Here is a 26226-nt window from a genome sequence, read left to right as displayed (position 1 = left end):
CAAAAAAAATACAATGCGATTCTTAAGAGAATTTAAAGTTTTGCGTATTACTGTGGTAATGCGTCAATTATTTTGCGGTAAGGACACACAATGATTTTTCTAATATGGAAATGTCAAGTAGGTTGGTGTCTATTCTGTTATGTTCACCATCTACTTGAGTATCGAAAAAATCGGAATGATTACGTTGAAGGTGCACATTTGTGGCTTGAAAGCTTTTCGATTCTTTTAACCAATGCACTTTTCTGATCAAGATTAAAATACCCAACCATAGCATTTTTAATCGATTAATTTTTTTGATGACCAACACGTCGAGCTTACCATCTTGAAGCGAAGCCTTTGGTGTTAAACTTAATTTATAGCCCATTTCATTAGAATTAGAAATTAAAACGATAAATGGGTTGATCATAGGGGTTTCGCCATTGATACCAATAGATAAAGGTTCGTTCTTTTTAATGTCTCTAAAGGTGGTGGCACAGGCACTGATATATCCTAAAAGTGTTCTTTTTTCAGAAGATTCATAATGCTTTATCAAACTGGCATCAAAACCTACCCCTGTATTGCTAAAAAAATAGCGACCATTGATACGACCAACATCAATAAGCTCTTCATGTTTGTTCCTAATAATCTCTAAAGCTTTTCGCCTTTTCTTCGGAATTTTAAGGTTAGAGGCCAATCCGTTACCAGAGCCCATAGGTAGAATACCCAAAGCAATGTTGGTGCCGATTAAACAGGTGGCGACTTCATTTATAGTGCCATCACCACCACAGGCAACAATGATATCTGCTTTTTCTAAAATAGATTCTTGGGTCAATAACGTGGCGTGAGCTTTATATTCAGAAATTTTAAGGGTTAAATCATGTACACCGCTTATAAAATAAGGCTGTAACTCATCTTTGGTCGTAAGTGCTTGGCCGTTGCCTGCAATTGGGTTTACTATAAAATGGATTCGAATCATTGATGAAGTGATTTCAATTGCAGCCCCCCATTATGGTAAAGTTCATCTGCTACTTGATAGTTTGAGATGGCTATATTTTTAAACGATTCATTCATAGGAGTATTTTGTAGGCTATTGTCCATAGCATTCCATTCGTAAAAATTAACGGTTTCTCCATCACCAAGCACCAATATTTTACCGTCTTTCAAATAGCCTAATTTTCTGTAATTACCAATTAGTGCACGTTCATCTTTCGGACCCATTTTAAGGATATCCATGCCAAAAAGGTTACTGTCATATTCCCACCCTAAGGTAGAGAACAAAGTTGGAAAAACATCTATCTGAGAACAAAGCGTATTGTTTTTAGAAGGCTTTAAGTTCGGTAAATTATAAATAAGTGCTGGAATGTTGTAGTTGGCCACATCTAATTCCCATTTACCGGCACTACTTGCACAATGATCACTCATAATAACGAATACGGTGTTACTAAACCAAGGTTTAGTCTTTGCTTGTTCTAAAAACGCACCGATTGCATAATCCGTATATTTTACTGCACCATTTCTTCCTGTACCTGAAGGAATATCTATTTTACCTTCTGGGTAGGTAAAAGGTTTATGATTCGAAGTGGTCATTACAAAATCGAAAAAGGGCTTGCCGTTTTGGTGTGCCAAATCTGCTTCCTTAAGTACTTTGTTATAAATATCTTCATCACAAACGCCCCAGGCATTTTCAAATGTAACTTCATCATCTTCGATATTCGTTCTTTTTGCCGTGTTATTTGCATCCAATAAAAAGCCACGGCCACGATCAACGATATTAAAGCCATTGCCCCCAAAGAACGTATTCATATTGTCAAAATAACCGTCACCCCCATAAAAGAAATTACGGTCATAGCCTTGTTCTTTAAATACTTCGCCAATAGTAAAAAGACCGGTGTTATTTTTTCTTTTAACAATACTACGGCCTGGGGTAGGCGGTATTGATAATGTAATGGCCTCCATTCCTCTAACCGTGCGTGTACCCGTTGCATACAAATTGGTAAAGAAAAGGCTTTGGTTGGCAAGATTATCTAATACCGGAGTGATGTTCTGATCACCCCCTAAACTGTTCAAATATTTACCGCTCAAACTTTCTATACAGATGAAAATTATATTCGGTTTTTGTACCGTTCTTGTAGTGTCTGTCGAATGAATTGTTCTGTATATCTCATTTTTAGTTGCATCAACGAAGGTATCTCCGTAAGGTAGGTATTGCTTTTTAACAGCAGCAAAAGCATCTTTTTGAGGTATTGCGGTGTAAAATTCAGAAAAGGCCAGTTCATTATTGCGGAAGGCGGCAAAAAAGGAATAAATACCAGCTTTTGATAGTTCATTGTTATATCTGTTCTTAGACCATTCTGCCTGATCATTGTTTATGAAAAAGCTGAATACAAGACATATAGTAACCCATGGCAGAGTAGCCAATAACCGTTGTTTAAAGGTAGTTTCATTTTCAAATGTCTTCTGAAATAACTTTCTTTTATGTACTACATAAAGAGTGAGCGCTACTAATGAAAGTAAAGAGCCGATTAGTAATGGAAGTGGATAAGACTCATTAATATTTTTGACAACCTCATAGGTATAAATTAAATAATCTACCGCAATAAAATTAAAGCGGCGTTGAAATTCATCCCAAAAAGTAAACTCTCCAAAAAAGGAGAAATAGATGATAAGTACGGCTAAGAAAAAACCAAACCAAGTGCTAATTTTATCGACCAAAGAACCATACCATTTCTTGGGGAAAATTAATAGATAAACCAAGAAGGGCATTAAGAATAGGGAGAGCGTTCCTATATCATAAAATAGCCCAGTAATGAACGTTCCAACCATAGTGCCTATATGGGCATCTACCTCTGAAAAATCCCAAATGAAAAAGGTAAGCCGTACTAAAAATGAAATACAAATAAAAAGAAATACAAAGGCTTTAAGTAGTGAAAAACGTTTTGGAAACAGAAGAGTCCACATATAAAATGTATTTAGGGTAATTTGACCCTAAATGTATAGTTAGATTCTTAAGAGAAGTTAAAGTTTTACACTAAAGGAATAATCTTTCAATATATTGCTTTCTGTCTGGGATGTTTTAAGTTACTATGAAAATTGAAGTTAGACGCCTGATTTATGTAAGTAATCTCAAATTTGTTACAATAAGGTTGATTATAATTACTTTTTGGGATGAATTTGCTTCATAATATCCTCTAACATTTCTACCTGTATTTGCTGAATATTTAATAATTCTTGTTGTTGGTGAATTATTAAATGATCTATTTTTTCATGAAGGGTACGAATTTCAAGCTCGGCCTTTAAATTGACCATATAGTCTTGTTTTGCACGTTCACGATCCTTTTCTTCTTGCCTATTCTGACTCATCATTATTACAGGTGCCTGTAAAGCCGCTAAGCAAGAAAGAATTAGATTTAATAAAATGAACGGGTAAGGATCAAAACCTTTATTCGCCAATAAAATGATATTCGCTGAAATCCAGAAAAAAATTATAAAGGCAAAAAGTAGGATGAATTTCCAGCTACCGCCGAATGTTGCCACCTTATCTGCGAGTTGTTGACCGAAATTAAAATCATTCGAGGTGTCTTTTACATTTTCAGAGATGATTTCATGATCATTCAATGTTTTTAAAACATCTTCCTCTAAATGAGAAAGTTCACCTACCTCTTTAACCAAATAGCTAGAAAGATACTTTTGGCGGTATAGGTTTAGTTCGGCAATTGAAATAGAACTTTTTTTATTGAAACTAGGGTAGTCATTTAGAATTACATCAAAAATTGATTTTCTTATTGTATTACCAAAAACTTGCTCGCTCTTTGGAAATTCTTGCTGAGAGATACTACTGATAAATGTATTCATATCACGTTTTTTAGCATAATTACGCTATTGAAATTACAATAAATACTGCTACCTAACCCATCGTTTGTATCTAAAACTTGTAAACTACACCCATGGCATAAGCACCATTACCACTATCAAAACTAAGCTCTAAATGTTCTTCTAAATAAGGGGTTGTAAATAAATAGGTGCTCCCAATCCCTACTGCCGCTCCAGCAAGAATATCCCAACCATCATGTCTGTCATTTACACCTTCTAGTCGGCTATAGCCAACAAAGCCAGCAACCAAATAAGCCGGCACACCATATTTCCACCCGTAACGTTTTTGTAAAAATGAAGCTCCTTGAAAAGCAAAAGAAGTATGGCCCGAAGGAAAAGCATGACCGTCTGTTCTACCTTCTGGTCTTGGTTTATTTATAGCATATTTAAGAATCCATGTTGCTGTTAAGTTTGTGCCCACAGATTTGCTTAATTGCCAGAAACCTACTTTGTCTTTTTTAGCAAGTATGGTAATCAAAGAAAATGCCGTTGGGGCGTATTGTGCATAATCTCCTATGTTTTGAATTTGGGTCTCCATTCTAATTTCCCTTGCAGTATCTTTTTGTTGAGAAAAGCTAACGTTTAAAAGAAAGAGAAAAATTAATAAGTAAATAAATTTCATATGATTTAAGATTTTTGATAAGTTTTATTGTGGAGGATAAGGCTATTTTGTAGTTATATAGTATGAATACAATTCAAGGCAAAAAGGTTCTAAAAAGGGGATGTTCGTTATCTAATTTTAAAGTATCGGTAATTTGTAGAAAAAGTGTTCGGAATTTAAATTCCGAACACTTTCAAATAAACACTCAATTCACCAATCATTAAAAACCATCAATCAATATCGTCTTCTTTTATTAGTTCTTTTTTGACCAATTTTCCATTGAAGTCAAATACTACTTCTAATTCTTCTTCACCTTTCTCTAGTTCAAATTCATACACCGAACCAGTTATAGCTTCTGAAAATTCTGATTCTTCGATTTTATACCCTTTAAAATCAGAATTCAATATATTTTTTATGTTTTCAGGAATATCACTTTTCTTGATTTCGTGCTCGGTTTCTTGCCATGTGCCATCTTCTAAAAAGTTTGCAGAATATTCAACTCCTTTAATTTTGAATTCAGCTTCCCATTCGGTATCCGATTCCTTATCCCACTTTACTTTTTTTACGGTAGGGAATTTCATGGTAAAGGCAGCTTTCACCTTTTGTGGTACCTCACTATTGAATCCAAAAGCATAAATGCCCGACCCAATAATTAGGGTAAGAACTAGGGTTCCTAATAATTTTATTTTACTCATGATTTTCAAACTGATTTAAAGATTATTAGTCAAAACTAATACCTAAATCTAAAGATGGTTTTAAGTAATTCTTAAGGGAATCTTTTGTCTTTTAGTACAATTATTTTCTATCGAAGAAAATGCCAGTATAGGTAAAATTTAGACGCCTACAAGTAGAGAAATAATTCATTTTTATTTCATGGCGAGATTGTTATAAGGTATTGAATTACTAAAGCTTCAATTCAATTTACTGCCTCCTAAATTTTAGTGGAGTTATGAGACCTCAATGGCACGAAGTCTTTTATGTGATAGGAAAATTAAAACGGCCATAAGCACTATGGAAATTAGGGAAGCAGGAAGCGTTCCTAAATCGAGACCTCCTTTTTCTAGTGGTTTGGTTAAGAAATCGCCAAAGGTTGCCCCGAAAGGTCTTGTGAAAATAAAGGCAATCCAGAAAAGTACAATCTGATTAATTTTGGTAAAGTAATGTAATAAGACGACTAGAACAATAATACCTGCGGTAACCATGGCCCCAAGTAGGTAACTAAATCCAATCACATCACTTAGATAATCTCCAAATGCGGTCCCCAAACTATTTGAGAATAATATAGCAATCCAATAATACGTTTCTTTACTTCTTTCGGCTATGGGGTAAACTTCTAGGTTATTGTATTTTTTGTACCACAGATAAAGGGATATTATAAGCCCGATAAATAAAACAATACTACCCCAGGTATACCCAAGATGAAGGCTACGGTCAATAAAGTCAGATATTTCGGTGCCCAAGGTTGTAGTGGCTATAATAACAAGCCAAAACCAAATTGGCACGTATTTTTTTCGGGTCAATTGAATTACTAAAACAATACCGAAAAAAGCAAAGGTGATAAGTAAACCCACCGTGTATCCTAAATCTAAAGTTTGCGCAATGAAATCTCCTAAGGTTTCACCCAACGTAGTGGCAACGATTTTCATTAACCAAAACAATAAAGTAATCTGGGCAACTTTGTTTAGGGACTTCATGTGGTTTTCATTAAATTTTATATTTAAAGCCTAATCTAAACAACAAGGTCTCAAAATAATTATGATAGGTCGCGGTGAATCCTTCGTTTCGAACTTCTTGCCTTATACCAAAACGGTTGAATATATCGGTAGCAGAAAAGGTGAGCTCTGCTTTTTTGTTCCATAGGTTTTTCTTGACACCAAGATCTACAGAAGAACGCGCCAATTCTTTCCCTTGAGGAATGTTTTTATCCGAATAATAAACACCGGTCAATTGAAAAGTAAATTCATTGGGTAAACTTAGTTCTGAAGTAAGTTTGGCATTCCATGCATTTGCGGTAGAAGCCTCAATAGTAAAAGGCCGAACAAAAGGGAAAAGCACGGTGCCTTCATATTCATCAATAGCATTTGAGTACCAGTTTACCGTACTTGAAAGGCTCCAATTTTGGGTAAGGTCTTGACTAGCCAACAACTCCAATCCCGTATTTGTAGCTCTGCCTGTGTTTTGATAGATTTTGTTTACGATATCGTAATTAGGGTTCGAATCATCGATACTAAAAATACGCATGTATTGATCTTGTATAATTCGGTGGTACACAGCTGAAAATAACGAGCCAGAATTCCATGAATATTTGTGTGCCACTTCAAAGGCATCTGTAAATTGAGGGCGTAAATAAGGGTTACCAACTTTCAGTAATTCTGGATCATCATATTTAGGAAACACACGTAATTCTGGTTCACCTGGTCTATCGATACGTCGATTGTAAAATGCTGATATTTTATTATGCTCGTTTAGTTTATAGGTAAAACGAGCACTAGGGAAAAGCTCGAAATAGTCGTACTTATCATTGTTTGGGTAGTATGTGTTCGCTGGGTCTAAGTCATAAAAAACATCAGTCTGTTCGGCTCTTAATCCCGCTTCAATATCATAGAATTCTTTCTCTAGAAGGTAATTGACATAACCCGCATATAAATTTTCTCCCCAATCGGAAAAAGAGCCAAGTCCAGGATAAATAATAGATTCATTACCTGGGGTAATCGTATAATCTACAGGTAGTCTTCGAATGCGAAGTTTCGCGCCAAGTTCTAGTCTACCATTACTCAGCGGTTTTACATAATCTGAAGATAAACTAGTGGTATTTTCTATGGCTTTTATATTGGTTTTGTCTCTCCCCACACGAACGGCCGAACTATCGTTTAATGAATAGGTTTCATCTTCTAGGCCTTGGGTATATTGAGCATTGGCACTTAAGGTATGACCGGGTTGTTCAAATGAATGTCGATAATTAACTGCGGCATTAATGTAACGGGTAACCTCTTCTTCTTGCCAATTATAAAATCGATTTCTAGTATTGGTATTCAAATCTATAAAAGCAACTTGAGAAGTATCTATATGCCGTTCTCGGTCATATAAACCAGAGAACGTAAAGCTATTATTGTCATCTAAGTTATAGTCAATTCCGCCATTGATGATAGAACGAAATTGCTTTCTGTTCTCTGGTACTTGAGAAATAATATTGCGACCATCATCATAATTTCTAGTCGTAAATTCATTGTTGGGTAAAGCTTCTTGAACTATAAATTCTGACTGTAGAAAGTAATTGAGTTTCCCTTTTCTATAATTAAGATTTAGACTAGGAATTAGTTTGGGATTAACTGAAAAACTACCTAAATCAGTAGGGGTGTCTGGTCTTCTTTTGCCCAGTGCACCAAGTCCGAAAGAAAGGCCTACATCACCATTTAAACCTTTTTGAGTTTCTTTTTTGTAGATAATATTGACGATTCCGGCAAAACCGTTAGCATCATATTTTGCCGATGGATTGTTGATGATTTCAATCTTCTCAATGTTGGACGCTGGGATGTTAGCCAAACCTTTTTGATTACCAAAACCGGTTAAGCTACTTTGTTTGCCATCAATGAGTACCACCACTTTATCACTACCACGTAAAACTACTTTTCCATCTTGGTCAAACGTAACCCCAGGCATAGTTTTCATGGCATCTAGTACAGAACCACCTGCTTGGGCAATATTATAATCGAGATTAAATGATTTTTTATTGAGGTCGCTATTGGTAGTAGCTTCTTGCCCAACCACCTGTACTTCATTCAATTGTTCTGCACTTGGCTGTAATGCTATTTGCCCTAGGTCGAAGACACTGTTTAATCCGCCAGCGATAAGCGGTTTTTCTACCGTTTCATATCCTATAAATGAAAATAGTAAGGTGTATTTTCCTGTGGACAGGCCTAAAATCTCAAAACGTCCATTGTCATCTGTTATCGCACCTGTTACCATAGAATTATCGGTAGAGTTTTGGACCGTAACATTAGCGAAAGCTAAATTTTCTAGGGTATTTGCATCACGTAATTGGCCGGTAACATTTACTGAACTTTGAGAAAATGCGTTGGTAAGGGAGGAAAAAAACAGTATAACGATTAAAATCTTGTGCATAAAATTAACTTTTGAGAGCAATTATAGGTTAAGAATCTAAAGATAGTTTTAAGAACACTATTGTTTTGGTAAGGAAATGGTAAAATGATGTTCGTTATTGGTATACCTATAGGAAGGTTGAAAGCCATATAAATCACATATCTTTTTTACAATGGCCAACCCTAATCCGGTAGACTTTACTTCATCTGATTCTTTATAGAATCGTTGAAACAATTGGTTCGGTTTTAATAGGGCACGTTTGCCTTGGTTTTTTACAATGAGTGATTCTTTTTCTAGGACCACCACTATTGGTGCATTGGGCAAACTATATTTTAAGGCGTTAGATAGTAAGTTGTCGCAAAGAACCTCTGCAAGATGGCCATCCATTTTAAGAATAATATCATCAATATTTTCAAATAATATTTCTGTAGTGTATAGCTCAGATAAATTTTCTATTCTATCTTTTAGAATCTGGTTTAGATTGCACAGACATATGTTGGTGAATTGGTCATTTTCTATTTTGGAAATAAGGCCTAGTTTTTTGTTTAATTGTTTTAGGCGCTGAATATCGTTTTGAATCGATGATAATTGCTCAAACTGTAAATTATTAAGCCAATCACCATTTATAATGGTATCAATTTTAGCTTGAATTATCGCCAAAGGGGTTTGAAGTTCATGGGAAACATTTTCTGTAAATTGTTTCAGGTTCTTGTAGTCTGAACGGACTTTATCAGTTAAGGCCTTTATATGAGTGTTAAGCTCAGAAAATTCTATTATGTCACTTTCATTTAAGGTGATGGGGTTTTCAGACGAGACCGAAAAAAGTTTCATTTGGTTTAATGTATTAAAAAACGGTAGCCATAAATTTTTATTACTTGCTTTATTGAGGTAAAACAAAAAAACAAAAATGAAAAAGATGATTATAAGGTAGGATAGGATAACGGCTATTAGGATATCTTCTGATTCTACGATCAATGCCCTTACGGTAATACGGTATGCTTTACCTTCAATAGAAGTGAACGTTGTTAGTTCCCTAAAGGCTTCGAGCTCATTTTGCGAAGGATCAAATATTAAGGTGTCCTTCAATTTTTCCTCACCTATACGAGATACAGGTAAAATTTCTATAACCGGAGGTATTTGGTAAAGTTCATGATTTTCTGTAATTGAGTTTTCTACGCGTGCTTCCGTAGAACGTAGTTCTTCTTCCACCTCATTGGTAAGAAGCTGTTTTACATAGAAAAACATACAAATGGTGCTTACAATTGCAAGGACAAGACTTATCCATAAAAACCGAATAGATTTCTTTCGTAATAATGGAATTTTTTTGTTTGGGAAACTCATAGTTTACTCTTCTAAAAACTTGTACCCACTACCGTAGGCAGTTTTTATATATTTTGCACCCGCATCTGTCAATTTTTTACGGAGATTATTGATGTGGACATAGATGAAATCATAATTATCGACCATATCACTGTGGTCGCCCCATAAATGTTCTGCAATAATTTCTTTAGAAAGCACTCTACCCTTATTGGTGATAAAAAATAAAAGTAAATCATACTCTTTACGTGTAAGGGCCATGGCATTATTTGCAATATAGGCAGTTTTAGACCTAGTATCAATTGAAATTTCGTTAAACTCCAGCCGCTCTGATCCTCCAAATTTACCCCTACGTAGAACAGCTTTTATACGAGAATTTAATTCTGCAAGATGAAAAGGTTTCGTCAAATAATCATCGGCACCCAAGTCAAGCCCTTTTAGCTTATCATCTAAAGAGTTGTTTGCAGAAATTATGATAGTGGCGGTCTCTTTTTTGTCATTTTTTAAAAGTTTAAGAATGTCTAAACCACTACCGGTGATTAAGTTTATGTCCAAAACTAATAGATCATACTCATACAGGTCTATTTTGTATAAAGCCTCTTCATAGCTAAATGCAGTTTCACATACATTTCCATCTTTCTCCAAATAACTGGCGATAGATTGTAGCAGGGCCTTCTCGTCTTCTACTATTAGAATTTTCATAGTATAAATCTAAGTTGCTATTCTAAAGAAATTCTTAAGCCTTAATGTGTCCTAAATCAGATTAGCAAATCACTCTTTTTTCTTGTTCACCAATCCCTTGGTAAACTCATTAAGGGTTTCTACTTTTTCCTCAAAATCTCCTTTTATGGTCTTTCGATATTCGTTAAGGTTTTTTACAAGGTCGTCAATGTTTTCGGGGATAACATCTTCAAAAAATTGACGTAGACGCTTAGCGGTAGTTGGTGATTGGCCGTTTGTGGAAATAGCCACTTTTACGTTGCCTTTTGTTACAATACCACCCATATAAAAATCACAAAATGGCGGATTGTCGGCTACGTTGACAAGAATTTGCTGGGCTCTGCAATCGTGATATACTCGTTCGTTTACAGGAACGATGTCGGTGGTAGCAATAGCCATATGTTTGCCTTTTAAAAAAGAGGCATCATAGGGGGCAACATTCATTTTTATGTTGAATTTATTTGCCAATTCAATAGTCTCTTCTCTAAACATTGGTGAAACCATTTCAACCTGCGCATTGGGGCTCGATTTTAACAAAAAAGTCAATTTCTCTAGGGCAACATTGCCACCTCCAACGATTAAAATCTGAAGGTTAGATACTTTTAAAAAAACTGGGTATAGCTCGTTCCGTTCCATGAGGTATTCTATTGACTTAAAGCTTTAAAAATTAATTCAGACACATATTTTGACAATGGCAGCTTAAGAGCTGCCTCCTGACCCTTTGCTGACATTTTTCGCCACGTTTTTTTAAGAATTTCAATGGTTTTATCTACAGGGTGTTTTAGTGCAAAAGGCTCAAAATAGTACTCTAAAAAAACCAGGCAAATAACATCTTCTAAAGTCTGTGTTTGATCATTTTTTTTAAGTTGTTTCTTCTCTAAGAGAAAACAAACTTTGTCAATAGTATCTTGATTGTATCCAACTTCTTGTAAAATTGACGAGGCTTTTCTAGCATGAAATTTTTTCAAATCATGGCGCCATTTTAAATATCCTTCACGATTCATTGTATATGATTCTCTTGTAATCTCCCATCTACAAATATGTTGACAACGAGCGGTTAGTATCAATGCTTCTGATGCATTTGGGGCAAACTCATTTAAACGCTCTGTCATTCGGATACCATACAGCATTTCTTTAGGGTATGTTGTACCATCAAAAATTTCGGTATTGGGATCTTGCTTATTGGCTGCATCAAAAAGCTGAAAGGCTAGTAATAATTCATCTGTTGTAGCCATTAGCGAAAGGTTTACTCAAATCTATTCAGAAAAGCCAACATACACAAAACCATCTTCTATTTTTACAGGATACGTTGCAATCGTATCTAAACTTCCATTCAAATTTTCACCTGTTTTCAAAGAGAAGGTGTTTTTGTCTAATGGGTAGGCAACTTTTGCTTCCATATTCTTTTCCCCGATTAATCCGCTTGAAAGTGCCATTTCCATTTTATGCGGACAAAGATTTTGACAAGCATGCCAATGCGTATGTTTTAATTTCTGTAATATTTTGTGAAATGGGTTTACCATTTATTTTGTTATTAGCTTAGCATATTCCTCTTTTCGGTCTAAAAGTAAATCGGCTACTTTAACCAGTAAATTACATCTTTGCCAAAGAAACTTATATAGCTAATGCTTTATCCAATTTGGCTGTAATTGTACTTTCCTTATCTTTAAAATACGTTTCTGTTATATTGCCGTTGTATGGGTTTTTAGATTGAATATCTTTCATGAAACAAATTGATAATTTAAGGTTGTGCTTGATTAATTTGTCCCAATTTATTTTTAAGCCTTTTAGGCAATTTGTATCCTTAATATTTATTGGTTTGCAGTTAAGAAATTTGGCATACATTATTTAATGCGTAAAATGGTGAGGTGAATTAGTGTATGTTTTTAGACACCTAGGTTTTAACTGAACATTATAAGGATAGCTCCAACAGCAGTTAATACTAGAATCATCTTTCTGAAAAAAGCTTCTTTAATTAATTTTATAAATCTAACCCCTACAAAAAAGCCAAGTAAAATTCCTGGAAGAAGTATTAGGTTTAATGATAATGATTCAAAGGAAATCGTCTCCCAAACAAAAAAATGAAATGGTAGTTTAATGATATTTATAATTAGAAACAGCCAAGCTGCAGTACCGATAAAATGATTTTTTGGTAAGCGAATGGCCAAAAAATAAATATTCGAAAAAGCTCCTGCCAAATTACCAACCATTGTGGTTATGCCTGCAATAGTTCCGATAGAACTTGCAAATGCCCAATGGGTAGGTACTGTTTTCGATTTTTTACGATCCCACCAATACATCATAAAAACAGTTGTGATGATAATAATGGACATACCTATTTTAAAGAATTTTTCGGGTAAATCTTTTCCGATTACCACCCCGATCAATACCCCTAGAATCATCCAAGGTAGTACTTTAAAAACGTACTTCCATTGTGTATGTCTATTGTAATATATTACAGCAAAAATATCGGCCAAAATAAGCAAGGGGACTACCATACCGGTCGATTCTTTTGCGCCAAATGCTAGGGCCATTAGTGTTACGTTCATTACGGCGACACCTTTTAAGCCAGCTTTTGATAATCCGATAATAAACGCCGCCCCATAAGCAAGAGTCCATGCGGTTGGGGTAATTTCAGAAGTCATTGATAGTAGCACTTTGTACGTTTAGCGTATTAGATTTAATAATATCCGAAAATAACATATCTTTAACAATCAACCTAAAACCAATTTATGGAACTCAGTACTTTAGACTATACTTTTATCATAGTGTTCTTTTCCCTTGTATTAGGCATCGGCATATATGTTTCAAAAAAATCAGGTAAAGATTCTACAGAATTTTTTCTGTCTGGCCGTACGATGCCTTGGTGGCTTTTAGGGCTTTCAATGGTCGCAACCACGTTTTCAACAGACACACCTAATTTGGTAACAGATATTGTTCGTACAAACGGTGTTTCAGGAAACTGGGTATGGTGGTGTTTTTTAATTACAGGTATGTTAACGGTTTTCGTTTACGCTAAACTTTGGCGCAAATCGAATGTAAATACAGATCTTGAATTTTATGAAATGCGCTATGGAGGTAAACCGGCGAGCTTTTTAAGAAAATTCAGAGCTGTTTATCTAGGAGTGATTTTTAATGTGATTACTATGTCTGCTGTAACTTTGGCAGCAATTAAGATTGGCAGTATCATGTTAGGTTTAGAGCCTTGGCAGACCGTGGTTAGTGCAGGGCTAATAACGGTAACCTTCAGTGCTTTGGGGGGATTTAAAGGAGTGGTATATACCGATTTCCTTTTGTTCTTTGTGGCAATGGCAGGTGCAATAGGTGCGGCCTACTACTTAGTTAACATTCCGGAAGTTGGTGGTATAAAGGCGATAATGGCAAATGAGAATGTAGCTTCGAAATTAAATATACTTCCAGATTTCAGTAATAAAAAAGCATTGATTACTTTATTTATTATACCGCTTGCAGTGCAATGGTGGAGCTCATGGTATCCTGGGGCAGAACCAGGTGGTGGTGGTTATATTGCACAACGTATGTTAGCCGCCAAGGATGAGAACCACGCTATTGGTGCAACATTTTTTTTCAATATTATGCACTACGCCTTAAGACCTTGGCCTTGGATTTTGGTAGCCTTGGCATCAATAGTGGTTTACCCAGATTTGGCTAGTATTCAAGAAGCTTTTCCGAATGTGACTTCAGATAAATTAGGGCATGATTTGGCGTATTCGGCGATGTTGACAAAATTACCAAGTGGACTACTTGGTGTTGTATTAGCATCATTGGTAGCTGCTTATATGAGTACAATTAGCACGCAGTTGAACTGGGGTTCTTCTTACATCGTGTATGATTTTTACAAACAACAGATAAATCCGAATGCATCAGAGAAAAGGTTGGTAGCAGTAGGTAGAATCTCTACTGTAGTATTAATGATATTTAGTGCGGCACTGGCATTGTTACTGCAAAATGCATTACAATTGTTTGATGTCTTATTGGCATTTGGTGCGGGTACCGGACTTATTTTTATTCTCAGATGGTTCTGGTGGCGAATAAACGCTTGGAGTGAAATAACAGCAATGTTCGCATCGGGTATTATTTCAATCATTTTAAAATTGACGCCAATTGGCGCTTTCCTTTTTGCTACGGATACCGGTATATTACCAGATTGGTCTGAGTATATATTTATAGTTGTGATCACTACTCTTATCTGGTTGTTAGCCACCTTTATGACCCAACCGGAATCAAAGGAGACTCTAAGAGGTTTTTATAAAAAAATACAACCAGGAGGTCCTGGTTGGGCAAAAGTGGTTATGGATGCTGATGATGATTCTGTGGAGATAGTTAGGATAAAGGAAAAATGGAGTGTACCTGCAGGTATAACAGCAATGTTATTAGGGGTTGTTCTGATTTATTCTATCATGTTTGCAACGGGCTATTGGATTTATGGACGAACTACTCAGGCTATAGTTTTAACAGTAATTTCTATAATTTCTGGAGTACTGTTGATAAAAGCTTGGAATCGATTAAAAGGTAATCTCTTATAAAGTTAGAATGGTAAAGGAAAGAATATTATCAGTTGACATTTTTAGAGGAGCAACTATTTTACTAATGGTTTTAGTGAATACACCAGGAACATGGTCAAATGTTTATGGCCCTTTTCTACATGCTGATTGGCATGGGTATACGCCAACCGATTTAGTTTTTCCCTTCTTTTTGTTTATTGTAGGTACCTCAATAGCTTTTTCTTATAAGGGCAGAAAAGTTAATGCTGAAGTATACAAGAAAATAGGAGTTAGGACCTTGAAATTAATTGCTTTAGGTATTTTTCTTGGAGCTTTTTTAATACATTTCCCGTTTTTTAAGAATTTTCAAGACATTCGTTTCCCTGGTGTGTTACAACGAATAGGAGTAGTGTTTTTCTTTGCTGCTATTTTATTTATCAATCTCGATTGGAAAAAATTAATAGGGGTAACAGTTATCTTATTAATTGGTTATTGGCTTTTAATGACCTTAGTTTCCGTAGAAGGAATTGCTTCAACTTTAGATAGAGCGCCAAATAATTTGGCGAATTGGCTTGATGTACAAGTTTTCGGCACACATAATTATAAGGCTGACTATGATCCAGAAGGCTTGTTGAGTACCATTCCTTCAATTGCTAGTTCTTTGCTGGGTGTTTTTACGGGTTTAATACTCACTTCTAAACAAGCTAAGAAAGCAACAATATTGATGGGCCTTGGTGGTAGTTTTTTAATCATCGGCCATATTTGGGATTTAGTATTTCCAATTAATAAAGCACTTTGGACAAGCAGTTTTGTGCTGGTTACCGCTGGTTGGGCAAATCTCATTCTCGCCCTCATTTATTATTTAACCGATGTAAGGAAAATAGAATTTGGTTCTGTATTTCGATATGCTGGCGCAAACGCCATTGTAATTTACTTCTTATCTAGTTTTATAAGTAAAATTATGGGACAGATAGAAATAGGAGATACCTCTTTGCACGGGTGGCTATTTCAAAAAGTATATGTCCATAATTTTCTAGCGCTTGAGGCATCATCTCTATTATATGGTCTAAGCGTGGTGTTGTTTTATAGTTTTGTTGGCTATTTTCTTTATCAGAGAAAAATATTTATTAAGGTGTAGTTCGTTAGGTAGTATATGTAATTCATTAACTATTGCCCATTAACTTTGCTACATATTTACCAATAACATCAAACTCTAAATTGACAATGGAGCCAACTTTATAGGTATTGAAACGAGTGTGCTCATAAGTATAAGGTATAATAGCTACTTCGAACGTATTTTTGCCAGAATTGATAACCGTTAAACTGGTGCCATCTATAGTAATAGAGCCTTTTTCGATAGTAGGGTTGCCAGTTGCCGAATCATAGGTAAAAGAAAATATCCAACTACCACTATCTTCACGTATATTAGTACATTCTCCGGTTTGATCTACATGTCCTTGTACGATATGGCCATCTAACCTAGAGCCCAGTATCATTGCCCGCTCTAAATTGACAGCATCGTTAGTTTTTAGACTATTTAGATTGGTTTTATTTAAGGTTTCTGCAATTGCAGTCACGGTATATGTAGTATCGTTGATGCTTACAACGGTCAAACAAACGCCATTATGAGCTACGCTCTGATCTATTTTAAGTTCTGAAGTTAGGTTAGATTCTATAGTAATATCCAAGTTGCCACCTTTTGCCTGAAGAGAGCTTACCCTACCTAATGTTTCAATAATTCCAGTGAACATGTGTCGTTTAATTTAAGTAATTTTGGTATTCAAAATTGAGTACAAAGGTACAGATTATCATGGAGGAAAATAGTAAAATAAGATTAGGTATTTCTATAGGAGACTTAAATGGAATAGGCTGTGAGGTGGCGTTGAAAACATTTGAAGATAGTAGAATGTTGGATTTTTGTACACCTATAATCTTTGCTTCTAATAAAACCGTTTCTTATCAAATGAAAGAATTGGGACTTAATATCGTATTTAATGGAGTTCCAAATGCTTCAAAGGCAATTGACAATAAAATTAATATCGTAAATGTTTGGAAAGAGATTCCTAAAATCGAATTTGGGCAATCAACAGAAGAAGGTGGTACATATGCTATCAAATCTTTAAAAGCAGCGGTTGGTGCTCTTAAGAAAGGAGACATTGATGTTTTGGTAACAGCACCTATCAATAAGAACAATATTCAATCGGAAGAATTTAAATTCCCTGGCCATACAGATTATTTAGCACAAGAGCTTCATGGTGAAAGTTTAATGTTCATGGTGACCGATACCTTAAAAATCGGCTTGCTAACCGATCATGTTGCTGTAAAGGATGTTTCTGCTGCAATAATACCAAGATTAATTCGTGATAAAATCAATATCATCGAAAAATCGCTTATGATGGATTTTGGAATCCGAAAGCCTAAAATTGCTTTACTCGGGTTAAATCCACATAGTGGAGATAATGGTGTAATTGGCAAAGAAGATGATGAAATATTGAAGCCGGTAATTCGTGAAATGTCCGAAATGGGTCATTTGGTTTACGGACCATATTCTGCGGATAGTTTTTTTGGTTCTGACGGATACAAAAAATTCGACGCTATTTTGGCGGCATATCATGATCAAGGATTAATCCCTTTTAAAACAATTTCTTTTGGTCAAGGTGTTAATTTTACAGCGGGTCTTGATAAAGTAAGAACATCACCAGATCACGGTACAGCATATGAAATTGCCGGAAAAGGTGTGGCTGACGAAAGTTCGTTTAAAGAGGCCGTATTTATGGCTTTAAAAATTTTTAAGAACAGAACCGAGTATCAAGAGCTTACTAAAGATATATTAAAAAAGCAGCGTTTAAAAAGAGAACGCTAGTATTTTCGAAGCCAAAAAAGTTATAAAGATAAATAGTTGATAACTATTGTCTTTTATTAAAAAAATAGTATCTTTGCACCCGCCTTTTATGGGTCGGTATTGTTAAATTAAGTGTGTACGTGATGAAGCAAAAGGAGTTTAATATTCCTTTCTCAGGATTGAAGCAAGGAAAACACAACTTTAATTACCAGATTGATAATACGTTCTTTGATTCTTTTGGATACGATGAGTTCAATGCTGCGAACATCAATTTAGATGTTGTACTACATAAAACCAGTACGATGTTAGAGGTTGATATGGAAGCTTCGGGCACGGTGAATGTCAATTGCGACATTACGAGTGAGCCTTTTGACCAGCCAGTTAATGCAGATTTGCATTTGGTTGTTAAATTTGGCGAAGAGTATAATGATGAGGATATTGAAATCCTTATTCTTCCTCACCGTGAACATGAGTTGAACATTGCACAGTATGTGTACGAAATGCTTGTATTGGCTGTTCCGCAAAAAAGAATTCATCCTGGTATTGAAGATGGCACTTTAAAATCTGAAGTGTTAGACAGGTTAAAGGAGCTTCAACCAAAAGAGAAAAGATCAAACAAAGAAGAAAACGATCCCCGTTGGGATGAATTAAAGAAACTATTAACGGATAAATAAGGTTTAAATGGCACATCCTAAAAGAAAAATTTCCAAAACAAGGAGAGACAAGAGAAGAACACATTATAAGGCAGTAGCACCTACATTGGCCAAGGATTCCTCAACAGGAGAAATGCACTTGTACCATAGAGCGCACTGGCACGAAGGTAAATTACACTACAGAGGTCAAGTTTTAGTTGATAAAACTGAAGAAGCAGAAGCTTAAGACTTTTTTATATTATACAAAGCTCCCACTTCATTAGAAGTAGGGAGTTTTTTTTACTCCATTTTGTATATTATCTCTTTGTCTTATAGATGTTTTAAGAGGTAAACACTATTTGTACAACAAAGGTAAATTTTTAAAAACCGGATAACTTTAAGAGAAAAGTCACTGAAAATCATTAATTTTCATGACTTTTGACTCGTTTTTTAAGTTTTTTTACAAGAAAGCAAACAAAGTATGACCAAAATTACAGCAGCTATAACCGCGGTAGGAGGCTATGTTCCCCAATTTGTAATGACGAATAAAATGCTTGAGGATTTGGTTGATACCAATGACGAATGGATTACCACAAGAACCGGTATAAAGGAAAGAAGGGTATTAAAGAAAGAAGAAGGGGAAGGAACATCATATTTAGCGATTAAAGCAGCTAAAGATCTTATGGAAAAAAAAGGTCTTGTGGCAGCAGATATAGATTTAATAATTGTTGCTACCGCAACTCCAGATAGTATGGTAGCTTCAACGGCAGCTTTCGTTGCTTCTGAAATTGGAGCGGTTAATGCATTTGCCTATGATTTATTGGCAGCTTGTTCAAGTTTCTTATTTGGCATGTCGGCCGCAGCGGGCCATATAGAAACTGGTCGTTATAAAAAGGTTTTATTGATTGGTGCAGATAAAATGTCCTCAATTATAGATTATACTGATCGTACCACCTGTATCATTTTTGGTGATGGTGCCGGTGCAGTTCTTTTTGAACCAAATACAGAAGGCTTAGGTTTACAGGACGAATATTTACGAGCAGATGGTAGCGGAAGAAAATTTTTGGGCATGGAAGGTGGAGGCTCTATAATGCCTGCCACTATAGAAAGTGTACAGAACAGAAAGCATTTTATTTTTCAAGAAGGGAAAGCCGTTTTTAAATTTGCAGTATCGAACATGGCAGATGTTGCAGCCAAAATTATGACGAGAAATGAATTAACTGAGAATGATGTTAATTGGTTAGTACCGCATCAAGCAAACAAACGTATTATTGATGCTACAGCAAAAAGAATGGGAATAGATGATTCAAAAGTAATGATGAATATTCAACGTTATGGCAACACTACGTCTGCAACATTACCGCTATTATTATTTGATTACGAAAAACAGCTAAAAAAAGGGGATAACCTGGTTTTCGCTGCCTTTGGTGGTGGATTTACTTGGGGTTCCATTTATTTAAAATGGGCATATAATTAACGAACAACTACCAACATAACTTATATAAATATGGATATTAAAGAGATTCAAAGCCTTATCAAGTTTGTAGCCAAATCTGGTGCAAGCGAGGTAAAATTGGAGACGGACGATATTAAAATCACAATCCGTACTGGAAGCCTTGGGAATACTTATTCCGAACCTACCTATGTGCATACTATGCCAATGCCTCATCAAGTGATGCCCGCAGCAGCACCAGCACATACAGAACAGCAACGGGCAGAAATAAATAGCGCTACTGAAGCCGAAAGGAAGAAGTCAGAAGACGATAAATATATTACGATTAAGTCACCTATTATAGGTACTTTCTATAGAAAGCCTTCTCCAGACAAACCAGTTTTTGTAGAAGTTGGCGATACTATTGGTAATGGTGATGTACTTTGTGTTATTGAAGCAATGAAATTGTTCAATGATATTGAATCTGAAGTTTCAGGAACAATCGTTAAAATTTTGGTAGATGATTCTTCGCCAGTAGAGTTTGATCAACCATTATTTTTGGTAGATCCTTCTTAACTAAATTTTGAGTAATAATTGTTAGATACTGTTGTTGGAATGGTATTTAAGAATCATGTCGAAACTAGAACTTAAAATTTAAAAGATGTTTAAAAAAATACTGATTGCAAATAGGGGAGAAATCGCTTTGCGGGTTATTCGTACCTGTAAAGAAATGGGTATTAAAACCGTTGCTGTTTACAGTAAGGCAGATGAGGAAAGCTTACATGTGCGTTTTGCAGATGAAGCTGTTTGTATTGGTCCAGCTGCAAGTAGTGAATCCTATTTAAAGATACCAAATATAATTGCTGCTGCAGAAATTACAAATGCAGATGCCATTCACCCAGGTTATGGTTTTTTATCAGAAAATTCGAAGTTCTCACGTATCTGTGCAGAGCACGAGATAAAATTTATTGGAGCTTCTGGTGATCAAATAGACAAAATGGGTGATAAGGCCACGGCCAAAGAAACCATGAAGGAGGCTGGTGTACCTTGCGTACCCGGATCAGAAGGTCTTTTAAAAGATGTTGCTGACGCGAAAAAGATAGCTAAGAAAATGGGCTATCCGGTAATGATAAAAGCTACTGCAGGTGGTGGTGGTAAAGGTATGCGTGCTGTTATGTCTGAAGACAAAATGGAAGAACTTTTTAACAGCGCAGTTAATGAAGCTACTGCTGCTTTTGGAAATGGCGGTATGTACATGGAAAAATTAATTGAAGAACCAAGGCATATTGAAATTCAAATCGTTGGCGATCAATATGGGAAAGCATGTCATCTTTCTGAAAGAGATTGTTCTATACAAAGACGTCATCAAAAATTAACAGAAGAAACTCCTTCACCATTTATGACCGATAAATTACGGGAAGCAATGGGTGAAGCTGCTGTTAAAGCTGCAGAGTATATTAAGTATGAAGGGGCAGGAACTATAGAATTTTTGGTTGACAAACATCGTAAGTTCTATTTCATGGAGATGAATACCCGTATTCAAGTAGAGCACCCTATTACTGAGCAAGTAATAGATTACGATTTAATTCGTGAGCAAATATTAGTGGCTGCTGGGGTGCCAATTTCAGGTAAAAATTACCTTCCAAAATTGCATTCTATAGAATGTAGAATTAATGCAGAGGATCCTTATAACAACTTTAGACCATCACCAGGTAAGATAACCACCTTACACATACCTGGAGGTCATGGCGTACGCATGGATACCCATGTTTATAGTGGTTATAGTATACCACCGAATTATGATTCTATGATTGCCAAGTTGATTACTACGGCTCAAACTAGAGAAGAAGCAATTAATAAAATGAAGCGTGCATTAGACGAATTTGTAATAGAAGGCGTTAATACTACGATTCCGTTTCATAGGCAGTTAATGGACCATCCAGATTATTTGGCGGGGAATTATACAACAGCTTTTATGAATGATTGGAAAATGAATCCACCTAAAGAAGATTAATAAAAAACTCCAACAGCAATGTTGGAGTTTTTTATTGCAATTTTAATCTAGATTTTCATAATTAAATTAATTCACCAATGAACCTTAGCTACTGGGAGCGCAAATCATGGTTTTCCAATATTGATTTTACAATAATAGGCAGCGGCATAGTAGGTCTAAACTGTGCTATAGCTTTAAAAAATAACTTTCCGAAAGCACGAATCTTGGTTTTGGAAAAAGGGACTTTGCCACAAGGCGCTAGTACCAAAAATGCAGGTTTTGCTTGTTTTGGTAGTATTTCGGAAATTTTATCTGACCTAAAAACACATTCAGAGCAAGAGGTGATTAATTTAGTTGGTGACAGGTGGAAGGGTATTCAGACGCTGCGCAGTTTATTAGGAGATTCATCAATTGGTTTTGAAAAACATGGAGGACACGAACTTTTTTTAGAAAAGGACAAGGAACTTTATAGACATTGCAAAACGAAAATCACTGAGATAAATGATTTATTGAGACCTATATTTAAGGGAGATGCTTTTGAAACCACGCTGAACAAATTTCATTTTAAGGGCATTAAAAAGGAATATATCTCCCAAGTTTACGAAGGTCAAATTAATACTGGAGATATGATGAAAACCTTATTGCAGTTAGCGTTGACAAAAGGAATTACCATATTAAACGCAACTAAGGTTGATTCTTTTGAAGATTTTGGCAACAAGGTTACCATTTGCACAAATGAATTCGAGTTTCAGACCAAAAAATTATTAATAGCTACAAATGGTTTTGCCTCACAATTACTTCCAGAAAAGGTAAGCCCAGCAAGAGCACAAGTTCTTATTACGAAGCCCATTCCTAATTTATCTATCAAAGGAACATTTCATTTAGATGAAGGCTATTATTATTTTCGAAATGTTGGTAATCGTATACTTTTTGGAGGGGGTAGAAATTTAGATTTTAAGACAGAGGAGACTTACAATTTTGGGACTACCAATTTGGTCGAAGACAAACTCAAAAAATTATTGAAAACAGTTATTTTGCCTAATAATGAATTTGAAATCGATTATAGCTGGAGCGGTATAATGGGTGTGGGGTCTCAAAAGAAACCTATTGTAAAACAACTGAGCAATAACGCAGCATGCGGAGTACGTTTGGGTGGTATGGGAATTGCTATTGGGACAACAATTGGCAAGCAATTGGCTCAAATTTTTAAATAGCTTGTATTCCTTTTAACCTGTTTTTTAGAATCTTATCCGAAAGAAACTTATTCTTTTGATTTTATTTTTAAATTGTACATCCCCTTAGCTTATCTGTTACTTAAATTTTTGTATTGGTTTACCTAGAACAGTAGACGAATAAATGTTATGTAACAGCATTGAATACTATATGAAAGAATTGACAAAAAGGATTGCCACAGGTATAATTTTAGTTGTGTTCGGGGCAATGAACCTTGTAGGATGCGGTGCATCACAAACCCACTATCAGCGGGAATATGCTAAAGTGTGGAAAGAATTGATAAAATCGCAAGCATGGCAAGAGTCTTTACTTGCTAAAAATGCGGAGAATACAGAAGAATTATACGCTAGTAACGAAAACGAGGTTTTGCTAGCCAATGATGCAAAAATAGAAATTGGTTTTGAGGACAGGTACCAAGCTCTAGTATCAAAAGCCTATTTTAAAATAATTACCGAAGCAGAGAAAGCAGATGCCCGTATTTCTGCAGATTATAAATTATTGCAAGACGACGAATCGTCTATATCAATAAGTAAAAAGCAAGAGCACCAAATCACTAAAAAATATGAAGCGCATAAAGCGATGTTGAGTGGGCTAAAATCTTGGAATATTTTTAGTGAGGACCGTTCTGGCGATTTAGATTATTTCAAAATTGAAAACGAAAGTGCTATCCTAAGAATGATACAATCGGGCGATGCAGACCATCAAATGGTAAATTACTTGATTTATAAATTAGCAGATTTGTACCACGTTGAAGAAAATTGAAGAATTCGAGACCTTAAAAAAAGAGGCTTACAAGTATTGTAAACAATTTGTTGCAGAGAGGTTAGGAAGAATACAGTCACAGATAAAAGAACTTGAAACTGCGCTAACTTCAGAAACAAAAAGTAGTGCTGGTGATAAGCATGAAACTGGCAGGGCTATGATTCAATTAGAGCGCGAAAAACTGGGTCAGCAACTTTCAGAACTAGAAAAAACACAACAACTTCTTTCTAAAGTTCCAAAGGACAGGAACTCCCAATCGGTTGGTTTGGGAAACTTAGTTGTTACAGATTCCTTCACATATTATATAGCAATATCTGCAGGAGAGTATAAAAATTCGACCCATTCTGTATATTGCATTTCTGCTGCCACCCCGATCGGAAAATTGATTTTCGGTAAGGCTATTGGTGACCCATTTCATTTTAATGGTAAAACCGCAACCATACTAACAATTCACTAATATTTCATACAAATAATTTCGTTATCTTAATCCCGGCATATCTTTTTTTGCTTAATTAATAGTATGGATAAGAAAAGGAAATTACGAAGTAGCGAGTGGTTTGGCGGTAATGATAAAATGGGTTTTGTTCACCGATCTTGGTTAAGAAATCAAGGATATCCCGATGATTATTTTGAAGGGAAACCAGTAATAGGAATTTGTAATACCTGGTCTGAGTTAACACCATGCAATGGTCATCTTCGTGATTTTGCCGAAGTTGTGAAAAGAGGAATTTTAGAAGCGGGCGGGTTTCCATTAGAGTTTCCTGTAATGTCTTTGGGTGAAACTATTATGAAACCCACTACCATGTTATTTCGCAATTTAGCGAGTATGGATACAGAAGAATCCATTCGCGCTAATCCATTAGACGGTATTGTATTGTTAACAGGGTGTGACAAAACCACACCTTCCACAATAATGGGGGCTTGTAGTGTAGACTTACCAACCATTGTTGTGCCTGGTGGACCTATGTTAACAGGTCGCTTTAGAGGAGAAAAAATAGGTTCTGGTTCTATGAATTGGATGATAAAAGAACGTCAAGAGATTGGCGGGTATTCTGCAGAAGATATTAAAGAAGCTGAGGTTTGCGTTGCTCGAAGCATAGGACATTGTAATACCATGGGCACCGCTTCAACTATGGCGACGATGTGTGAAGCTTTAGGGTTGACATTGCCAGGATTTTCTTCAATACCTGCTGTAGATTCCAGAAAAAAATTATTTGCTCAATTGTCAGGTAGGCGAATTGTAGAAATGGTAAAGGAAGATTTAAAACTTTCTAAAATATTAACACGTAAGGCTTTTGAGAATTCGATTGTAACCAATGCTGCAGTAGGCGGCTCTACAAATCTTATTATTCATTTAACGGCAATTGCCGGTAGAATTGGAGTGAAACTTAATCTAGAGGACTTTGATAAAGTGGGCAGTAAAGTACCGTTGCTTGTTAATTTAAAACCTTCAGGGAAATATTTAATGGAAGATTTCTTTTATGCGGGCGGTTTACCGGTTGTCATGAAAGAATTGAAACCATTGTTACATGATGAGGCCATTACCGTAAACGGGAAAAGTATCACAGATAATTACGAAAGTGAGGTTTGTTATGATAGAGATGTAATCGCTGCCTTAGAACATCCTTTTCAGGAAAAGGCAGGAATTGCTGTATTAAAAGGGAATCTTTGCGAAAATGGAGCGGTTATAAAACCGTCAGCTGCTACGCCAAGATTGATGCAGCATCGAGGGGAAGCAGTAGTTTTTGAAAGTATGGAAGATTACCACGAGCGAATTGATGACCCAAATCTAGAAATAGATGAGAATAGTGTGATTGTGCTAAAGGGCGTTGGTCCAAAAGGATATCCAGGAATGCCAGAAGTGGGTAATGTAGATCTTCCTAAAAAGCTATTGGCTAAAGGAATAACAGATATTATTCGTATTTCAGATGGGCGAATGAGCGGTACAGCCGCAGGTACGGTTATTTTACATGTCTCCCCAGAATCCACGGTTGGTGGAACTTTGGCATTTGTGAAAAACGGTGATATGATAGTGTTGAACGTCGAAAAACGTTCATTACATCTTGATGTTGAATTAGAAGAATTGATCAAGCGAAAAAAAGAATGGATTTCACCAGAACCTTTGGCAAAGCGAGGGTATGTTAAAATGTACATTGATCATGTAGAACAAGCCGATAAAGGCGCCGATTTAGATTTTCTTGTTGGTGGTTCTGGCTCTAAAGTAGAACGTGATTTACATTAA

The 26226-nt window shown here is 35.7% G+C and carries 26 protein-coding genes; 12 read left to right on the top strand and 14 right to left on the bottom strand.

The genetic code is table 11. The annotated features are described in order from the left end of the window. Positions 1 to 67 precede the first annotated feature (67 nt). The 13 genes from AACZ49_RS15405 to AACZ49_RS15345 form a co-directional block, all read right to left on the bottom strand. Positions 68 to 955 (bottom strand): YegS/Rv2252/BmrU family lipid kinase, encoded by an 888-nt coding sequence (locus AACZ49_RS15405; RefSeq protein WP_339656756.1) that lies wholly within the window; start codon positions 953 to 955, stop codon positions 68 to 70. Continuing rightward, positions 952 to 2937: a sulfatase-like hydrolase/transferase gene (locus tag AACZ49_RS15400; RefSeq protein WP_339656754.1), complete on the bottom strand. Its 1986-nt coding sequence runs from the start codon at positions 2935 to 2937 to the stop codon at positions 952 to 954. Before AACZ49_RS15400 ends, AACZ49_RS15405 begins: the two co-directional genes overlap by 4 nt. Before the next feature lie 195 nt (positions 2938 to 3132). Continuing rightward, complete coding sequence (locus tag AACZ49_RS15395) at positions 3133 to 3831, bottom strand: DUF1003 domain-containing protein (protein ID WP_339656752.1); 699 nt, start codon at positions 3829 to 3831, stop codon at positions 3133 to 3135. Between the two features lie 70 nt (positions 3832 to 3901). Continuing rightward, complete coding sequence (locus AACZ49_RS15390) at positions 3902 to 4471, bottom strand: phosphatase PAP2 family protein (protein ID WP_339656750.1); 570 nt, start codon at positions 4469 to 4471, stop codon at positions 3902 to 3904. Between the two features lie 209 nt (positions 4472 to 4680). Next, positions 4681 to 5145, bottom strand: a complete 465-nt coding sequence (locus AACZ49_RS15385; RefSeq protein ID WP_339656748.1) for a PepSY-like domain-containing protein — start codon at positions 5143 to 5145, stop codon at positions 4681 to 4683. Between the two features lie 252 nt (positions 5146 to 5397). After that, the gene (locus AACZ49_RS15380; protein ID WP_339656746.1) at positions 5398 to 6144 is read right to left on the bottom strand and encodes a hypothetical protein; all 747 of its coding nucleotides are present in this window, start codon (positions 6142 to 6144) and stop codon (positions 5398 to 5400) included. Positions 6145 to 6154: 10 nt separating this feature from the next. After that, positions 6155 to 8572 (bottom strand): TonB-dependent receptor, encoded by a 2418-nt coding sequence (locus AACZ49_RS15375; RefSeq protein ID WP_339656744.1) that lies wholly within the window; start codon positions 8570 to 8572, stop codon positions 6155 to 6157. Positions 8573 to 8629: 57 nt separating this feature from the next. Further along, positions 8630 to 9892 carry a HAMP domain-containing sensor histidine kinase gene (locus AACZ49_RS15370; protein ID WP_339656742.1) on the bottom strand — a complete coding sequence of 421 codons (1263 nt, stop codon included), beginning with the start codon at positions 9890 to 9892 and terminating at the stop codon, positions 8630 to 8632. A gap of 3 nt (positions 9893 to 9895) precedes the next feature. Further along, on the bottom strand, positions 9896 to 10570 hold the full coding sequence (locus AACZ49_RS15365; RefSeq protein WP_339656740.1) for a response regulator transcription factor: 675 nt from the start codon (positions 10568 to 10570) through the stop codon (positions 9896 to 9898). 69 nt (positions 10571 to 10639) lie between these two features. Next, complete coding sequence (locus AACZ49_RS15360) at positions 10640 to 11224, bottom strand: bifunctional precorrin-2 dehydrogenase/sirohydrochlorin ferrochelatase (RefSeq protein WP_339656738.1); 585 nt, start codon at positions 11222 to 11224, stop codon at positions 10640 to 10642. Between the two features lie 8 nt (positions 11225 to 11232). Next, entirely contained in the window at positions 11233 to 11823 is a 591-nt protein-coding gene (locus AACZ49_RS15355; RefSeq protein ID WP_339656737.1) for a DUF4202 domain-containing protein, read from the bottom strand. Positions 11824 to 11844: 21 nt separating this feature from the next. Further along, positions 11845 to 12111 carry a nitrite reductase (NAD(P)H) small subunit gene (locus tag AACZ49_RS15350; protein WP_339656735.1) on the bottom strand — a complete coding sequence of 89 codons (267 nt, stop codon included), beginning with the start codon at positions 12109 to 12111 and terminating at the stop codon, positions 11845 to 11847. 378 nt (positions 12112 to 12489) lie between these two features. Beyond that, the gene (locus AACZ49_RS15345) at positions 12490 to 13245 is read right to left on the bottom strand and encodes a sulfite exporter TauE/SafE family protein (protein WP_339656734.1); all 756 of its coding nucleotides are present in this window, start codon (positions 13243 to 13245) and stop codon (positions 12490 to 12492) included. A gap of 75 nt (positions 13246 to 13320) precedes the next feature. Here AACZ49_RS15345 and AACZ49_RS15340 point away from each other — a divergent pair, with 75 nt between their 5' ends. Both AACZ49_RS15340 and AACZ49_RS15335 read left to right on the top strand, forming a co-directional pair. Further along, on the top strand, positions 13321 to 15132 hold the full coding sequence (locus AACZ49_RS15340) for a sodium:solute symporter family protein (RefSeq protein WP_339656732.1): 1812 nt from the start codon (positions 13321 to 13323) through the stop codon (positions 15130 to 15132). A gap of 7 nt (positions 15133 to 15139) precedes the next feature. Then, on the top strand, positions 15140 to 16228 hold the full coding sequence (locus tag AACZ49_RS15335; RefSeq protein WP_339656730.1) for a DUF5009 domain-containing protein: 1089 nt from the start codon (positions 15140 to 15142) through the stop codon (positions 16226 to 16228). A gap of 25 nt (positions 16229 to 16253) precedes the next feature. Here AACZ49_RS15335 and AACZ49_RS15330 read toward each other — a convergent pair whose 3' ends face one another. Then, complete coding sequence (locus AACZ49_RS15330) at positions 16254 to 16841, bottom strand: riboflavin synthase (RefSeq protein WP_339656728.1); 588 nt, start codon at positions 16839 to 16841, stop codon at positions 16254 to 16256. A 59-nt stretch (positions 16842 to 16900) separates the two neighbouring features. Here AACZ49_RS15330 and pdxA point away from each other — a divergent pair, with 59 nt between their 5' ends. From pdxA to AACZ49_RS15280, 10 genes are all read left to right on the top strand, one after another. Next, a complete protein-coding gene (gene pdxA / locus AACZ49_RS15325) occupies positions 16901 to 17953 on the top strand; it encodes a 4-hydroxythreonine-4-phosphate dehydrogenase PdxA (RefSeq protein WP_339656823.1) in 1053 nt (350 codons plus the stop codon). A gap of 122 nt (positions 17954 to 18075) precedes the next feature. After that, positions 18076 to 18606 (top strand): DUF177 domain-containing protein, encoded by a 531-nt coding sequence (locus AACZ49_RS15320; protein WP_339656726.1) that lies wholly within the window; start codon positions 18076 to 18078, stop codon positions 18604 to 18606. A 7-nt stretch (positions 18607 to 18613) separates the two neighbouring features. Next, positions 18614 to 18811, top strand: a complete 198-nt coding sequence (gene rpmF, locus AACZ49_RS15315; protein WP_079511443.1) for a 50S ribosomal protein L32 — start codon at positions 18614 to 18616, stop codon at positions 18809 to 18811. Between the two features lie 234 nt (positions 18812 to 19045). Further along, positions 19046 to 20041 (top strand): beta-ketoacyl-ACP synthase III, encoded by a 996-nt coding sequence (locus AACZ49_RS15310; RefSeq protein WP_339656725.1) that lies wholly within the window; start codon positions 19046 to 19048, stop codon positions 20039 to 20041. A 30-nt stretch (positions 20042 to 20071) separates the two neighbouring features. Continuing rightward, a complete protein-coding gene (gene accB / locus AACZ49_RS15305; RefSeq protein WP_339656723.1) occupies positions 20072 to 20572 on the top strand; it encodes an acetyl-CoA carboxylase biotin carboxyl carrier protein in 501 nt (166 codons plus the stop codon). 85 nt (positions 20573 to 20657) lie between these two features. Next, positions 20658 to 22010, top strand: coding sequence for an acetyl-CoA carboxylase biotin carboxylase subunit (gene accC, locus AACZ49_RS15300; protein ID WP_339656721.1), 1353 nt, complete (start codon positions 20658 to 20660; stop codon positions 22008 to 22010). A gap of 77 nt (positions 22011 to 22087) precedes the next feature. Then, on the top strand, positions 22088 to 23203 hold the full coding sequence (locus tag AACZ49_RS15295) for an FAD-dependent oxidoreductase (protein WP_339656719.1): 1116 nt from the start codon (positions 22088 to 22090) through the stop codon (positions 23201 to 23203). A gap of 169 nt (positions 23204 to 23372) precedes the next feature. Further along, positions 23373 to 23984, top strand: a complete 612-nt coding sequence (locus AACZ49_RS15290) for a hypothetical protein (RefSeq protein WP_339656717.1) — start codon at positions 23373 to 23375, stop codon at positions 23982 to 23984. Further along, positions 23971 to 24441 carry a 3-oxoacyl-ACP synthase gene (locus tag AACZ49_RS15285; RefSeq protein ID WP_339656716.1) on the top strand — a complete coding sequence of 157 codons (471 nt, stop codon included), beginning with the start codon at positions 23971 to 23973 and terminating at the stop codon, positions 24439 to 24441. The genes AACZ49_RS15290 and AACZ49_RS15285 overlap by 14 nt, the downstream gene beginning before the upstream one ends. Positions 24442 to 24504: 63 nt before the next feature. After that, complete coding sequence (locus tag AACZ49_RS15280) at positions 24505 to 26226, top strand: IlvD/Edd family dehydratase (protein WP_339656714.1); 1722 nt, start codon at positions 24505 to 24507, stop codon at positions 26224 to 26226.

This window comes from uncultured Maribacter sp., from assembly GCF_963975365.1.
Lineage (GTDB): Bacteria > Bacteroidota > Bacteroidia > Flavobacteriales > Flavobacteriaceae > Maribacter.
The sequence above is the reverse complement of the archived record's forward strand: the minus strand, read 5'-3'. Positions and strand labels throughout refer to the sequence as shown.

Bases quoted from the DNA above. Each gene is read 5' to 3' on its own strand.
- AACZ49_RS15360 (WP_339656738.1), bottom strand. From the start codon at position 11,224: ATGGAACGGAACGAGCTATACCCAGTTTTTTTAAAAGTATCTAACCTT.
- AACZ49_RS15335 (WP_339656730.1), top strand. From the start codon at position 15,140: ATGGTAAAGGAAAGAATATTATCAGTTGACATTTTTAGAGGAGCAACT.
- AACZ49_RS15370 (WP_339656742.1), bottom strand. From the start codon at position 9,892: ATGAGTTTCCCAAACAAAAAAATTCCATTATTACGAAAGAAATCTATT.
- AACZ49_RS15295 (WP_339656719.1), top strand. From the start codon at position 22,088: ATGAACCTTAGCTACTGGGAGCGCAAATCATGGTTTTCCAATATTGAT.
- accB (WP_339656723.1), top strand. From the start codon at position 20,072: ATGGATATTAAAGAGATTCAAAGCCTTATCAAGTTTGTAGCCAAATCT.
- AACZ49_RS15290 (WP_339656717.1), top strand. From the start codon at position 23,373: ATGAAAGAATTGACAAAAAGGATTGCCACAGGTATAATTTTAGTTGTG.
- AACZ49_RS15330 (WP_339656728.1), bottom strand. From the start codon at position 16,841: ATGTTCACTGGAATTATTGAAACATTAGGTAGGGTAAGCTCTCTTCAG.
- AACZ49_RS15385 (WP_339656748.1), bottom strand. From the start codon at position 5,145: ATGAGTAAAATAAAATTATTAGGAACCCTAGTTCTTACCCTAATTATT.
- AACZ49_RS15400 (WP_339656754.1), bottom strand. From the start codon at position 2,937: ATGTGGACTCTTCTGTTTCCAAAACGTTTTTCACTACTTAAAGCCTTT.
- AACZ49_RS15280 (WP_339656714.1), top strand. From the start codon at position 24,505: ATGGATAAGAAAAGGAAATTACGAAGTAGCGAGTGGTTTGGCGGTAAT.
- pdxA (WP_339656823.1), top strand. From the start codon at position 16,901: ATGGAGGAAAATAGTAAAATAAGATTAGGTATTTCTATAGGAGACTTA.
- AACZ49_RS15395 (WP_339656752.1), bottom strand. From the start codon at position 3,831: ATGAATACATTTATCAGTAGTATCTCTCAGCAAGAATTTCCAAAGAGC.
- AACZ49_RS15320 (WP_339656726.1), top strand. From the start codon at position 18,076: ATGAAGCAAAAGGAGTTTAATATTCCTTTCTCAGGATTGAAGCAAGGA.
- AACZ49_RS15375 (WP_339656744.1), bottom strand. From the start codon at position 8,572: ATGCACAAGATTTTAATCGTTATACTGTTTTTTTCCTCCCTTACCAAC.
- AACZ49_RS15390 (WP_339656750.1), bottom strand. From the start codon at position 4,471: ATGAAATTTATTTACTTATTAATTTTTCTCTTTCTTTTAAACGTTAGC.
- AACZ49_RS15350 (WP_339656735.1), bottom strand. From the start codon at position 12,111: ATGGTAAACCCATTTCACAAAATATTACAGAAATTAAAACATACGCAT.
- AACZ49_RS15380 (WP_339656746.1), bottom strand. From the start codon at position 6,144: ATGAAGTCCCTAAACAAAGTTGCCCAGATTACTTTATTGTTTTGGTTA.
- AACZ49_RS15340 (WP_339656732.1), top strand. From the start codon at position 13,321: ATGGAACTCAGTACTTTAGACTATACTTTTATCATAGTGTTCTTTTCC.
- AACZ49_RS15405 (WP_339656756.1), bottom strand. From the start codon at position 955: ATGATTCGAATCCATTTTATAGTAAACCCAATTGCAGGCAACGGCCAA.
- AACZ49_RS15365 (WP_339656740.1), bottom strand. From the start codon at position 10,570: ATGAAAATTCTAATAGTAGAAGACGAGAAGGCCCTGCTACAATCTATC.
- accC (WP_339656721.1), top strand. From the start codon at position 20,658: ATGTTTAAAAAAATACTGATTGCAAATAGGGGAGAAATCGCTTTGCGG.
- AACZ49_RS15310 (WP_339656725.1), top strand. From the start codon at position 19,046: ATGACCAAAATTACAGCAGCTATAACCGCGGTAGGAGGCTATGTTCCC.
- AACZ49_RS15355 (WP_339656737.1), bottom strand. From the start codon at position 11,823: ATGGCTACAACAGATGAATTATTACTAGCCTTTCAGCTTTTTGATGCA.
- rpmF (WP_079511443.1), top strand. From the start codon at position 18,614: ATGGCACATCCTAAAAGAAAAATTTCCAAAACAAGGAGAGACAAGAGA.